This window comes from Streptomyces sp. NPDC051555 (assembly GCF_044454405.1).
In the GTDB taxonomy this organism is placed as follows: domain Bacteria; phylum Actinomycetota; class Actinomycetes; order Streptomycetales; family Streptomycetaceae; genus Streptomyces.
This window is the reverse complement of record NZ_JBITDP010000022.1, coordinates 47,326-60,108: the sequence shown is the minus strand read 5'-3', so window position 1 is coordinate 60,108 and position 12,783 is coordinate 47,326. Positions and strand designations below refer to the sequence as shown.

General features: G+C 70.7%; 11 protein-coding genes. 1 reads left to right on the top strand and 10 read right to left on the bottom strand.

The window, feature by feature from the left end:
* Nucleotides 1–37: 37 nt before the first annotated feature.
* Together ACIBEA_RS33605 and ACIBEA_RS33600 are read right to left on the bottom strand one after the other, a co-directional pair.
* Complete coding sequence (locus ACIBEA_RS33605; RefSeq protein ID WP_354382483.1) at nt 38–313, bottom strand: hypothetical protein; 276 nt, start codon at nt 311–313, stop codon at nt 38–40.
* A gap of 107 nt (nt 314–420) precedes the next feature.
* A complete protein-coding gene (locus ACIBEA_RS33600) occupies nt 421–1,350 on the bottom strand; it encodes a DUF4429 domain-containing protein (protein ID WP_399266980.1) in 930 nt (309 codons plus the stop codon).
* Between the two features lie 42 nt (nt 1,351–1,392).
* Between ACIBEA_RS33600 and ACIBEA_RS33595 the strand changes: the two genes are divergently transcribed.
* A complete protein-coding gene (locus ACIBEA_RS33595) occupies nt 1,393–2,988 on the top strand; it encodes a beta-N-acetylhexosaminidase (RefSeq protein WP_399266979.1) in 1,596 nt (531 codons plus the stop codon).
* A 117-nt stretch (nt 2,989–3,105) separates the two neighbouring features.
* Here ACIBEA_RS33595 and ACIBEA_RS33590 read toward each other — a convergent pair whose 3' ends face one another.
* The 8 genes from ACIBEA_RS33590 to ACIBEA_RS33555 all read right to left on the bottom strand — a co-directional run bounded on the left by ACIBEA_RS33590 (nt 3,106) and on the right by ACIBEA_RS33555 (nt 12,775).
* Nucleotides 3,106–4,887 carry an IucA/IucC family protein gene (locus ACIBEA_RS33590; RefSeq protein ID WP_399266978.1) on the bottom strand — a complete coding sequence of 594 codons (1,782 nt, stop codon included), beginning with the start codon at nt 4,885–4,887 and terminating at the stop codon, nt 3,106–3,108.
* Nucleotides 4,884–5,468, bottom strand: coding sequence for a GNAT family N-acetyltransferase (locus ACIBEA_RS33585; protein WP_399266977.1), 585 nt, complete (start codon nt 5,466–5,468; stop codon nt 4,884–4,886). The genes ACIBEA_RS33590 and ACIBEA_RS33585 overlap by 4 nt, the downstream gene beginning before the upstream one ends.
* Nucleotides 5,465–6,784: a lysine N(6)-hydroxylase/L-ornithine N(5)-oxygenase family protein gene (locus ACIBEA_RS33580; protein ID WP_399266976.1), complete on the bottom strand. Its 1,320-nt coding sequence runs from the start codon at nt 6,782–6,784 to the stop codon at nt 5,465–5,467. Before ACIBEA_RS33580 ends, ACIBEA_RS33585 begins: the two co-directional genes overlap by 4 nt.
* On the bottom strand, nt 6,768–8,258 hold the full coding sequence (locus ACIBEA_RS33575) for a pyridoxal phosphate-dependent decarboxylase family protein (RefSeq protein WP_399266975.1): 1,491 nt from the start codon (nt 8,256–8,258) through the stop codon (nt 6,768–6,770). The genes ACIBEA_RS33580 and ACIBEA_RS33575 overlap by 17 nt, the downstream gene beginning before the upstream one ends.
* A 205-nt stretch (nt 8,259–8,463) precedes the next feature.
* Nucleotides 8,464–9,363 carry a siderophore-interacting protein gene (locus tag ACIBEA_RS33570; protein WP_399266974.1) on the bottom strand — a complete coding sequence of 300 codons (900 nt, stop codon included), beginning with the start codon at nt 9,361–9,363 and terminating at the stop codon, nt 8,464–8,466.
* An 87-nt stretch (nt 9,364–9,450) separates the two neighbouring features.
* Nucleotides 9,451–10,488, bottom strand: a complete 1,038-nt coding sequence (locus tag ACIBEA_RS33565) for an ABC transporter substrate-binding protein (protein ID WP_399266973.1) — start codon at nt 10,486–10,488, stop codon at nt 9,451–9,453.
* A gap of 201 nt (nt 10,489–10,689) precedes the next feature.
* Nucleotides 10,690–11,850, bottom strand: a complete 1,161-nt coding sequence (locus ACIBEA_RS33560) for an acyl-CoA dehydrogenase family protein (protein WP_399266972.1) — start codon at nt 11,848–11,850, stop codon at nt 10,690–10,692.
* Between the two features lie 4 nt (nt 11,851–11,854).
* Nucleotides 11,855–12,775, bottom strand: coding sequence for a hydroxymethylglutaryl-CoA lyase (locus ACIBEA_RS33555; RefSeq protein ID WP_399267050.1), 921 nt, complete (start codon nt 12,773–12,775; stop codon nt 11,855–11,857).
* Between the last annotated feature and the right edge of the window lie 8 nt (nt 12,776–12,783).

The following is a 12,783-nucleotide window of genomic DNA, read 5'->3' as shown; positions in this document are numbered from 1 at the left end:
TCGTGCCCGGCGGCGGCCCGGTGGCCGCCCGGCCGGTTCAGCCGTAGACGATGCGGCGCAGCTGCCGCAGCGAGAGCTCCGGCGGCGCCACGGCGCGGTGCGGCAGTTCGCCCGCGATGCGCTCGAAGATGTCCGCGTTCACCGCGCCGCCGGACTGCAGCTCGCGGTGGCGGCGCCGGACGAATTCCTCGGTCGTCTCGTCGAAGTACGCGAGGACGTCGAGCACCACCCGGGCGGCTTCTCCGCGCTGGAGCGCGGTGCTGCGCACCAGGTGGTCGACGAGGTCGTCATGCGACGTGCGGCGGTCGGACACCCGTAGATACTGGCCGGTGATCTCCGGGAATGCAAAGATCCTGCCCGAAATCGGGCAGGATCCTGCTGGTATGGACCAGCGGAAGCAAATAATCCGGTCGTGATCGGTCAGAAACGACGCAAAACGGCCTGCTTCGTCGCCGCGAACTCCTCCGCGGTGAGCACCCCCGCCTGGTGCAGCTCGGCCAGCTCGCGCAGCCGCCGCAGCAGCACGTCGTGGTCCTCGGCCGGAGCCGGAGCCGGAGCCGGAGCCGGGCCCGCACCGGAGCCGGAGTCGGTGGGTCCGACTCCGGACAGCTCCTTCGGCCGCGCGCCGGCCGGTACGGCGTCCCGCGGCGCCGCCGGGTGCGGCATCCGCACCAGCACGGCTGCCGCGACCAGTGCCATCAGCGGGTCCTTCTTGAAGCCGAACAGCTCGACCGCGTACGGGTCGTACTTCGCGGCGGGCGCGGACGGCGCCCCCGTCAGGCCGAAGCGGAGCCAGCCGTTCTCCAGCCCCGTCGCCGGGAACCACTCCACCGACCCCAGCGCGCCCACCCGGAAGTCCCGCGCGCCGAAGGAACTCTTGGCCTGCTCCGTCTTCCAGTTCCACTCCAACGACACCCGGTCCCCGTCGAAGGAGACGGTCCCGTCCCCCGCGCCGACCGTGATCGGCACCGCGGGCCCGGCCAGCAGGTACGCGTCCACCGGCCCCGGATCCACCTGCTCCAGCAGCAGGGAGTTGCGCACCTCGTCCACGAAGTACTCCGCGACGCCGCTGCGGTTCGCCTCCACCGTCAGCACGTACGGATCGGAGCCCTCCGGCAGCCGTCCGCCCGTGACCTGGAGCAGCGGATCGGCCCCGTCCCGCAGGCGCAGCCGCAACCGCCCCGTCTTTCGACCCGGTTCGTAGGAGATCCCCGCCAGCGCGCGCAGCGGGACGACCACCTCACCGAGGGTCTGCCGGAGCAGCCCCACCCCCTTGTCGCGGCCCGGAACGATGCGGACCGCTTCCCCGTCGAAGGTCCAATTGCCGTCCTTCTGGATGATTTCCGCCATCCAGGGATTCTCGCACCGCACGGGACGCCTATACCTGGCCTCATGAGAGTCCCGCGCACCTTCGCCGCCCTGCTGGTCCTCATGGCGGCGGTCTCCTGCACCGCCGCCCACGGGGACGACGGGAAACCGGGGGCCCCGGCGCCCGTGCTCCCCGCCTTCCAACGACTGCTCCCGGCCCCCGAGCAGGCCAGGGCCGCCGCCCCGGGGACCGGCTACCGGCTGGAGCCGGGCACGGTGATCCGCGCCGGCTCGGCCTCCTCCACGGAAACCCGCGAGGCCGCCGAGCGGCTCGCCGAGCAACTGCGCGCCAGCAGCGGGTACTCGCTGATGGTGGTGGACGGCGACCAGGCGAACGGGATCCTGCTGCGGATCGACGAGGACGCCGCGGACCTGGGGGACGAGGGGTACAAGCTCACCTCGGACGAGCACGCCGTGGTCCTCACCGCACGCACCCCCGCCGGGCTCTTCTACGCGGTGCAGACCCTGCGCCAGCTCGTGCCGGCGGCGGGCGGCGGGATCGTCCAGGGCGGCACGATCACCGACCGGCCGCGTTTCGCCTACCGCGGCGCGATGCTCGACGTCGCCCGCCACTTCTTCCCCGTCGGCCAGGCCAAGCGGTACGTCGACCAGCTCGCCCAGTACAAGGTCAACAAGCTGCACGTGCACCTGAGCGACGACCAGGGCTGGCGGATCGCCCTCGACTCCTGGCCGCGCCTGGCGGAGTACGGGGGCGGCACCGAGGTCGGCACCGGGCCCGGCGGGTACTGGAGCAAGGAGGAGTACCGCTCCCTGGTGACGTACGCGGCCGAGCGGCACGTCGAGGTGGTGCCCGAGATCGACATGCCCGGGCACACGAACGCGGCCCTGGCCTCCTACGCGGAGCTGAACTGCGACGGCAAGGCCCCCAAGCGCTACACGGGGATCAGGGTCGGCTTCAGCTCCCTGTGCATGACCGAGCAGAAGAAGGAGGTGACGTACCGGTTCATCGACGAGGTGCTCGGCGAGCTCGCGGAGCTGACCCCCGGTCCGTACCTGCACATCGGCGGCGACGAGGCGCACAGCACCAGCGCGGCGGACTACGCGACCTTCATGGACCAGGCGCAGAAGACGGTGGCGAAGTACGGGAAGACGGCCGTGGCCTGGCACCAGCTGTCGGCGGCCCGCCCGGCGGACGGCACGGTGCTCCAGTACTGGGGGACCGCGACCACCTCGGCCGCGGAGAAAGGGAGGGTGGCGGACGCCGCGAAGAGCGGGCACCCGCTGATCCTGTCCCCGGCGGACCGGCTGTACCTCGACATGAAGTACGACCTCACCACGAGGCCGGGGCTGACCTGGGCCGGCTTCGTGCCGGTGAAGAAGGCCTACGACTGGGACCCGGGCAGCTACCTGGGCGCGGCCGGAGTGCCGGAGTCCGCGGTGCTGGGGGTGGAGGCCCCGCTGTGGACCGAGACCATCGCGACCCGCGCCGACCTGGAGTTCATGGCCTTCCCGCGGGTGCTGGGCCTCGCGGAGCTGGGCTGGGCGCCCAAGGGCGCGCACGACTGGACGGCGTACCGGCAGCGGCTGGCCGAGCAGGGGCCGCGCCTCGACGAGCAGGGCGTGACCTTCTACCGGGCCCCGGACGTCCCCTGGTCCTGACCCCTGGGACCGGGCGGGGACGGGTTCGGCACCGGGGGCCGGGGGCCGGGGCCGGGGGCCGGACGAGCCGGGCGCGCTGTGCGAGGGACCGTATCGGACAGCGCGCCCGGCCCGCGGTCACCGCCGCGCGAAGGGCGCGACGGGGTTCTTGAGGGTGCCGATCAGCTGGAGCGCGGCGGCCGGGTCGGCGAGGTCGACCATCTGCTTGTTGTTGCGCAGCTGGAGCCGGTTCAGGCAGGACAGCTGGAACTCCTCGGCGAAGAGGTCGTAGCGCTCGAAGCGCTCCGCGAGCTGCGGCATCGACTCCTGGTAGTCGTGCCCGCAGTCGGCGACCGCCCGCCAGAAGGTGGACTCCTCGCAGATACCCTCCGCGTCCAGGATCGAGCCCAGGAAGCGGAAGAAGCAGTCGAAGACGTCCGTGAAGATCGACAGGAGCTTCATGTCCTCCGGGATGTCCGCCCGGACCCGCTCGACCGCGGGCGGCAGCACCGCGTCCGGGTCCATGACCACGATCTCCTCGGCGATGTCCTTGAAGATCGCCCGCTTCACCACGCCGCCCTCGATGACGAGGATGGTGTTCTCGCCGTGCGGCATGTACGCGAGGTCGTACTGGTAGAAGCAGTGCAGCAGCGGCACCAGGTAGGCGCGCAGGTACGAGCGCAGCCACTCGGCCGCGGTCAGCCCCGACTCCTCGATCAGGGCGCCCACGAAGGACTTCCCCTCGGAGTCGACGTGCAGCAGCGAGGCCATCGTGGCCAGGCGCTCGCCCTCGCGCAGGGACTCCACCGGGGACTCGCGCCAGAGCGCGGCCAGCATCTTGCGGTACGGGGAGTACCGGTCGGTGGCGCGCTCGTACTGGCGGTGGTGGTAGCCGATGGCCGCCCGCTCGCGGATGATCGAGAAGTCGACCGAGCGCAGCGTCTCGTCGCCCTGGATCAGCTGGTGCAGCCAGTCGTTGATGGCCGGGGTGGCCTCCATGTAGGCGGCGGAGAGGCCGCGCATGAAGCCCATGTTGAGGACCGAGATCGCCGTCTTGACGTAGTGCTTCCGCGGCGCGCTCCGGTTGAAGAAGGTCCGGATCGACTGCTGCGCGAGGTAGGCGTCCTCACCCTCGCCCAGCAGCACCAGGCGCCGGCTCGCGATCTCGGCCGCGAAGGTGACGGAGGTCTTGTTCCACCACTGCCAGGGGTGGACCGGCAGCAGGTGGTAGTCCGCGAGGTCGAGACCCAGCTCGCGCAGCCGGGCGGCGAAGCCCTCGACGGCCTTCTCGCCCAGCTCGGCGCGGAGGAAGGAGTCGTGGTCCAGGCCGGCGCCCGCGGTGAAGGTGGAGACGTCCCGGTGCGCGGCGACCCACACGAGGTGGACGGGGCTGGCGGCCTCCGGGGCGTAGGAGAGGAACTCGTGGACGCCGAAGCCGAGGCGGCCGTTGTTCGCCACGAAGCAGGGGTGGCCCTCGGTCATGCCGGTCTCGATGTCCTGGAAGGAGGACGTGGCGAGGACGGCGGCGGGGGTCTGGTCCTTCGTGTACTTGAAGGCGGAACCGGCGAGGGTGGAGGAGATCTCCTCCAGGTACACCGGCAGCACCTCGGGGCTCAGCCCGAGCGCCTCGCGCAGCTCGATGTGGAAGTCGATCGCGTCGAGGGGGACCTCCCGGCCGCCCTGGTGGCGGGTGATCGAGGGCTCCTCGACCGCCCAGTGGTCCAGGGCGTGGCGGCGCGCGGTGAAGCGGTACTCCACGCTCCCGTCGTCGCTGCGCACGGCGTAGCGGTCCTCGCCGAGCGGCTCGGGGGTGAGCAGGCGCTCGTGCGAGAACTCCGCGAGGCCCTTGCGGACGAGGGCGCGGTTGGCGCGTTCCCACAGCTCGGGGGAGAGGTGGGAGACGGCGTCGGCGAGGCTCATACGGAGGCTCCCTGCGCGGCCGTGGCCGCCTGGAACTGGGCGCGGGTGCAGAAGCTCAGCAGGGCTTCCTTCTCCGGCTTGGTGATCGGGCGGTCGGGCACGAAGCCGACGGCCTCGTTCAGGGCGTGCACGGCGGTGTTGGTGACGTCGGGCTCGACGACCACGCGCACGGTGGCCGGGTCCTCGAACAGGGCCGCCATGACGGTGGTGATGACGGCGCGGGTGAACCCGTGCACCGGCCGGTCGCTGGGGGCGACGAGGAAGTGCATGCCGACGTCCCCGGGCCGGGGGTCGTAGAGACCGACCAGCTCCAGCTCGCGCGGGTCGTAGCGCTCCATCAGGAAGGCCGGGCGGCCGTCGTGCAGTCCGATGAACGCCTCGTGGTGCTCGGCCGCGGCGATCCTCATGTACTCGCGCTCGACGTCCGGCAGCGAGGCGTCCTGCATCATCCAGAACGCGGCCTTCGGATGGGTGATCCAGCCGTGGAGCAGCTCCGCGTCGGCGAAGGGGTCCAGCGGGCGCACGGCGAAGGTGCCCAGGGCCGGATCGGTGCGGGTGAAGAGGACGTCGGTGGTGCTCATGCCAAGGCGCCTTCCGGGGCGGCGAACTGCTGGAACGCGATGGACTTCTCGACCTTGTAGTACTCGCGGCCGAGCAGCTCCCCGACGATGTACGCGTTGCGGTACGCGGCCATGCCCAGGTCGGGCGAGGTGATGGAGTGGTTGTGGACCGTTCCGTTCTGGAGGAACACGCCGCGGCCGGTGGTGTCGATGCTGTAGTTGCGGGCCGCGTCGGGCCGCCCGTGGCCGTCGAAGTTCAGCCGGTCGCGGACCGGGTCCAGGAAGCGCGGCAGGCTGTACCTGTAGCCCGTGGCCAGCACCAGGCCCTCGCTGGCGAGGGTGAAGTCGCGCTCCTGCTCCTCCTGGCGCAGCCCCAGGGTGTAGGTGCCCGTGGTGGTGTCGTACGCCGCGGAGTTCAGCGAGGTGTTGGTCATCAGGGTGGTCGGGAGCGCGCCCGGCGAGGAGAGCTTCTTCTGGTACAGGAGGTCGTAGATGGCGTTGATCAGCTCGCCGTCGATGCCCTTGAAGAGGTTCTTCTGCGAGGTCTCCAGGCGGTAGCGGGTCTCCTCGGGGAGCGCGTGGAAGTAGTCCACGTACTCGGGGGAGGTCATCTCCAGCGTCAGCTTGGTGTACTCCAGCGGGAAGAACCGCGGGGAGCGGGTGACCCAGTTGAGCTGGTAGCCGTACACGTCGATCTCGGCGAGGAGGTCGTAGTAGATCTCGGCGGCGCTCTGGCCCGAGCCGACCAGCGTGATCGACTTCTTCTTCTGCAGCTCCGCCTTGTTCTGCATGTAGGCGGAGTTGTGGGTGAAGTCGCCGCCCAGGTGCGCGCAGGCCTGCGGGACGAAGGGCGGGGTCCCGGTGCCGAGGACCAGGCGGCGGGCGCGGTGCACGGAGCCCTGGTCGGTGTGGACCTCGTACAGCCCGGCCCGCTCGTCGTAGGTGACCTCGGTGACGGAGGTCGAGTAGAGGACGTTCTCCAGGCGGTCGGCGGCCCAGCGGCAGTAGTCGTTGTACTCGGCCCGCAGCGGGTAGAAGTTCTCCCGGATGTAGAAGGAGTACAGCCGGTCCTTGTCCTTCAGGTAGTTCAGGAAGGAGAAGGGCGAGGTCGGGTCGGCCAGCGTGACCAGGTCGGACATGAACGGCGTCTGCAGGTGCGCGCCGTCCAGGAACATCCCGGCGTGCCATTCGAAGTGCGGCTTCGACTCGATGAACAGGCCGTCGAGCTCGTCGATCGGCGCCGTCAGGCAGGCCAGTCCCAGGTTGAAGGGACCGAGTCCGATGGCGATGAAGTCGTGGGGCCCGCGGGGGTCACGGAGGTCACGAGGCGTGGACAAGGGATTCTCCCAGGTACTGCTCGGCGTGGGCGGCGAGCAGGTCGAGGACGGCCGCGATGTCGGACGTCGTGGTCTGCGGGTTGAGAAGGGTGAACTTCAAGTACTGGTCGCCGTCCACCTTGGTGCCGGCGACGACGGCCTCGCCCGAGGCGAACAGGGCCTTGCGGGCGTGCAGGTTCGCCTCGTCGATCAGGTCGGCGCGGAAGTCGCCCGCGTCCGCCGGGGGGACGTAGCGGAAGACCAGGGTGGAGATCTGCGGTTCGACGACGACCTGGAAGCGGGGGTCGGCGGCGATCAGCTTCCAGCCCTCGGCGGCCAGGTCGATGACCTCGTCGAAGAGCGAGCCGATGCCGTCCGCGCCCATCACGCGCAGGGTCATCCAGAGCTTGAGGGCGTCGAAGCGGCGCGTGGTCTGGATCGACTTGTCGACCTGGTTGGGGATGCGCTCCTCGGCCATCCGGCGTGGGTTGAGGTAGTCCGCGTGGTAGGTGGCGTGCCCCAGGGTGTCGCGGTCGCGGACCAGCATCGCGCTGGAGGAGACGGGCTGGAAGAACGACTTGTGGTAGTCGACCGTGACCGAGTCGGCCCGCTCGATGCCGTCGAGGAGGTGCCGGCGGGTGGGGGAGGCCAGCAGGCCGCAGCCGTAGGCGGCGTCGACGTGCATCCACGCGGAGTGCTCGGCGGCCAGGTCGGCGATCTCCTGGAGCGGGTCGATGGACCCGAAGTCGGTGGTGCCCGCGGTGGCGACGACGGCCATCGGGAAGAGGCCCTCGCGGGCGCAGTCCTCCAGCTCCAGGGCGAGGATGGAGGTGTCCATCCGGCGCTTGGAGTCGCAGGGCACCGAGATGACCGCTTCGTAGCCGAGGCCGAGCATGGCGGCCGACTTCTGGACGCTGAAGTGGCTGCACTCGGAGGTGAAGATGCGCAGCTTCGGCAGCACCTGCGACTTGGGCAGCTCGGTGTCGCTGCTCTGCATGACGATCCGGCAGGCCTCGTCGCGGGCCAGGAGCAGCGCGTGGAAGTTCGACTGGCTGCCGCCGGAGGTGAAGACGCCGTCCGCGGCGGGGCCGAGGCCGATGCGCTCGGCGGTCCAGTCGATCAGGCGGCGCTCGATGAGCGTGCCGCCGATGGACTGGTCCCAGGTGTCGAGCGAGGAGTTGACGGCCGAGAGGACCGCCTCGCCGAGCACGGCCGGTATGACGACCGGGCAGTTGAGGTGGCCGAGGTAGCGCGGGTGGTGGAAGTACACCGCGTCGCGCAGGTAGACCTCTTCCAGTTCGTCCAGGACGAGCGCCGGGTCCTCCAGCGGCTTGTCGAGGTCGATCCCGTTGATGACCGGGGCGAGTTCGGCGACGGATATACCGGTGTGGGGGCGTTCCGTGGTGGCGATCTTGGCAGCCACGCGCGAGACGCCCTCGGTGACAGAACGCCGGTAGAGGTCCGCAGTCGTCTCGTTGAGCAGATGCTGGCGCATCAACGTGTTCCTCCGGGCAGGGAAGAGGGGGTGGGGGGTAAAAGTTAGGTTAGCCTAACCTAAGTCACTGGCCAAATAGGGATGGGCCCTGGCCGAAAGCCGGGGCCCATCTCACATATCGGCTGGGACAGCGCGGAGCCGCGTACCGCGGCGCGGAGTCGGGTACTGCGGCGCAGGGTCGGGTACTGCGGCGCGGAGTCGGGTACTACAGCGCGGAGTCGGGGTCCTCGCTCGGAGCCCGGCCCGCGTACGCCTCGGCGAGGAGCTGCTCCTCGCTCCTGCCGAGCCGCCAGTAACCGGTGAAGCGCACCGCGCGCCGATCGACGCCGCGTTCCTGCACGACGTGGCGGCGGACCGCCCGCACCGTGCCCGACTCGCCCGCGATCCAGGCGTACGGAGCCTGCGCGTCCGGGAGTTCGGCCGCCCGCAGCACCTCCAGGACCTGGTCGGTGCGCCCGGGGCCGTGGTCCGCGCGGACGATCCAGGTGATGTCGAGGTCCGCCGGGGTCGTCAGCGCGAGCCGGTCGTCCTCGTGGGGCACCTCGAACCAGGCCTTCACCGGCGTGCCGGCGGGGATCCGCTCCAGGACGGCCGCGGCCGCGGGCAGCGCCGTCTCGTCGGCGTACATCAGGACCGCGTCGGTGCCCGCGGGCGGCTGGAACCGTACGGACTTGTTCTCCGCGACGGCCGGGCCGATCGCCATGATCCGACGGCCGGAGACCGCCCTGCCCGCCCAGGAGGAGGCGGGGCCGCCGTCGCCGTGCAGGACGAAGTCGATGTCGACCTCGTCCACGCCCTGTGGTGTGCGGCGCTGCTCGCGCACGGTGTAGGAGCGCATCACCGGACGCTCCTCCTCCGGCATCTCGCGCCAGGCGCCGAACCAGGTGTCCTCGTCCGTGGACGGGAGCTCGGTGTGCTCCCGGTGGGGCTGCGGGAGGAAGAGCGAGAGGCTCTGGTCGTAACCGCCGGAGCGGAAGTCCGCGAGGCGGGCGCCGCCGAACGTGACGCGCAGGAAGGAATGGCCGAGGCGCCGGGTGCGCAGCACTTCCATGGTGAAGAAGCGGAAGTGGGCGACGGCGGCCGGGGCCGGTGCGGTGACGGTCATGCGGAGGGTCCCCCCTGGGATGCGGTGCGTGCGACGGACCGTGCGGCCGCGCCCGGCGGGTGGTCGGGGCCGGGCGCAGCCGCGGGATCAGCCGAGCTTCTTGGCCTTCTCGATGGAGACGGCGAGGTCCTCGACGAGCTTGGCGGCCTTGTCGTAGGAGTAGATCGGCTCGGTGACGCGCGGGATGACCTGACCGGCCTTGACGGCGGGCAGCTCGTTCCAGGTCGGCTTCGCCTTGAGGGCGTCGGGCTGGAGGGTCGCGCTGCGGTTGTCGAGCATGATCACGTCGGCCTTGTACTTGCCGGCGTTCTCCCAGCTGAGGCTCTCGAAGAAGCCGCCCTCGTCGAGCTTCTCGGGGGTGACGAACTCGACGCCCAGCTCCTGGAAGAACTTCAGGTCGGCCGAGGTCTTCGCGGTGGAGACGTAGAACATCTGGTCCGCGCCGGAGCCGACGAGCACCTTGACGCCGGGGTTGGCCTTGGTGGCCGCGCGCAGCTTGGCGGAGGCCGCCTCGAAGCGGGCCTTGGCGTCGACGACGTTCTTGGCGTTCATGTCGGCGCCCAGGGACTTCGCCAGCTCGGCCATCCGCTCCAGCGGCTTGGTCAGGCTGACGTCGCCGCCCACGGCGACGGCGGCGGCCGGGGCCAGCTTCAGGATCTTGTCCTTGGAGGCCTCCGGGACGTACCAGTACGTGCCGTCCCAGGTGTTGGTGAGGAGGAGGTCGGGCTGCAGGGCCGCGTACTTCTCCACGTTGAACTGGTCGTAGACGTTGCCGAGGACCTCGACCTTGGAGACGTCCATCGAACCGGCCTGCACGTCGGGCTTCCCGTCCGGCAGGGTCGTCGGGCCGAACACGCCCTTGACCGGGATGCCGTAGTCGTACAGCGCGGCGGCCGTACCGGTGAAGGCGACGATGTTCTTCGGCTTGGCCTTGAGGGTGACCGTCTTGCCGAGGTCGTCCTTGAAGGTCCAACCACCCTGGCTGGAACTCGCCTTGTCCGCGTCGCCCTTCTCCGTTTTGGCGTCCGATCCGCCGCACGCGGTGAGCGCGGCGACGAGACCGAGGGCGCCACCCGCGGCGATCAGGCCGCGACGGGTGAGGAGGGAGGATCGGGACTTGGGCATGTGGGTGTCCGCTTTCGTGCGTTGCAGGGGCCATTTTCGGCCGTTCGGAACGAAGGTTAGCCTAACCTCATGGCCTATTGGTAAGGGGGGCCTAAGTTCCTTGTCGGAACGTGATCCGGCGCCCGCCGCGGGTGCGACGGGCGCCGGATCACGCCGATGTGCGGGACGCCCGGGTCGGCCGGGTCGGCCGGGACGGCCGGGTCAGCCGGAGAAGCCCAGCTCGCGCGCGATGAGCATGCGCTGGACCTCGCTCGTGCCCTCGCCGATCTCCAGGATCTTGGAATCGCGCCACATCCGGGCGACGGGGTACTCGTTCATGAATCCGTACCCGCCGTGGATCTGGGTGGCCTCGCGGGCGTTGTCGACGGCGACCGTCGAGGAGTACAGCTTCGCGAGCGCCGCCTCCTTCTTGAACGGCTCCCCGTGCACCAGCCGGGACGCCGCGTCCCGCCAGCCGAGCCGCGCCATGTGGGCGCGCATCTCCATGTCCGCCAGCTTGAACTGGATGGCCTGGTTGTCGCCGATCGGGCGGCCGAAGGCACGGCGCTCCTTGGCGTACTTCACCGACTCGTCCACGCAGCCCTGGGCCAGGCCCGTGGCGAGGGCGGAGATGGCGATCCGGCCTTCGTCCAGGATCCGCAGGAACTGGGCGTAGCCGCGGCCCTCCGCGCCGACCAGGTTCGTCAGCGGCACCCGGACGTCGGCGAAGGACAGCTCGCGGGTGTCGGAGGAGTTCCAGCCGACCTTGGAGTACGGGGCGGCCACCGTGAAGCCGGGGGTCCCCGACGGCACGATGATCGAGGAGATCTCGGGGCGGCCGTCGGCCTTGCGGCCGGTGACCGCGGTGACCGTCACCAGGCCGGTGATGTCGGTGCCGGAGTTGGTGATGAAGCACTTCGACCCGTTGATCACCCACTCGTCGCCGTCGCGGACGGCCGTGGTGCGGGTGCCGCCCGCGTCCGAACCGCCGTCCGGCTCGGTCAGGCCGAAGGCGCCCAGGATCTCGCCGGAGCACATCCGCGGCAGCCACTCCCGCTTCTGCTCCTCGGTGCCGAACAGGTGGATCGGCATGGCGCCCAGCGAGACGCCCGCCTCCAGGGTGATGGCGACGGAGGAGTCGACGCGGGCCAGCTCCTCCAGGGCGATGCCGAGGGCGAGGTAGTCGCCGCCCATGCCGCCGTACTCCTCCGGGAAGGGCAGGCCGAACAGGCCCATCCGGCCCATCTCGCGGACGATCTCGTACGGGAACTCGTGGCGCTCGTAGAGGTCGCCGATCTTCGGGGCGACCACGTCGTGCGCGAACGCCTCGACGGTGCGGCGGAGTTCCTCGTGCTCGGGGGTGAGCCGGTGGTCGAGGGGCATGGTTCTACTGCTCCTTGTGGGAGAGGGCTTTGACGGTGCGGGAGGGGCTGGGTCGGCCCAGCCGTTCGGCCATCCACACGCTCGTGGCGGTGAGGGCGGCCAGGTCGACCCCGGTGTCGATGCCGAGGCCGTCGAGCATCCACACGAGGTCCTCGGTGGCGAGGTTCCCGGTGGCGCTCTTCGCGTACGGGCACCCGCCCAGGCCGCCCGCGGAGGCGTCGACGGTGGTGACGCCGTGCTGGAGGGCCGCGAGGGTGTTGGAGAGGGCCTGTCCGTAGGTGTCGTGGAAGTGGACCCCGATCCGGTCGGTCCCCACGCCCGCCTCGTTCAGCGCGGACAGCAGGGCCTGGACGTGGCCGGGGGTCGCGACGCCGATGGTGTCGCCGAGGCTCAGCTCGTCGCAGCCGAGGTCGAGCAGGGTCTTGGCCACCCGGACGACCTGGTGGACCGGGACCGGTCCCTCCCACGGGTCGCCGAAGCACATCGAGAGGTAGCCGCGCACGTGCGCCCGGCCCGCCTTGGCGCGGGCGACGACCGGCTCGAACATCGCGAGGGACTCGGCGACGCTCCGGTTGAGGTTGCGGGCGGCGAAGGTCTCGGTCGCCGAACCGAAGACGGCGATCCGGGTCGCGCCGAGGGCGAGGGCCCGGTCCAGGCCGCGCTCGTTGGGCACGAGCACCGGCAGGGCGGCGGGCACGTCGGACAGCAGCGGGAACAGGGTCTCCGCGTCGGCCAGTTGGGGCACCCACTTGGGGTGGACGAAGCTGGTCGCCTCGATGGTGGTGAGGCCCGCCGCGGCGAGGCGGTGGATGAACTCCGCCTTCACCTCGGTGGGGACGGAGCTCTTCTCGTTCTGCAGGCCGTCACGGGCGCCGACCTCGTGGATGCGGACCCGGGCCGGCAGGTCGGGGACGGGGAAGGCCATCGGGAGCC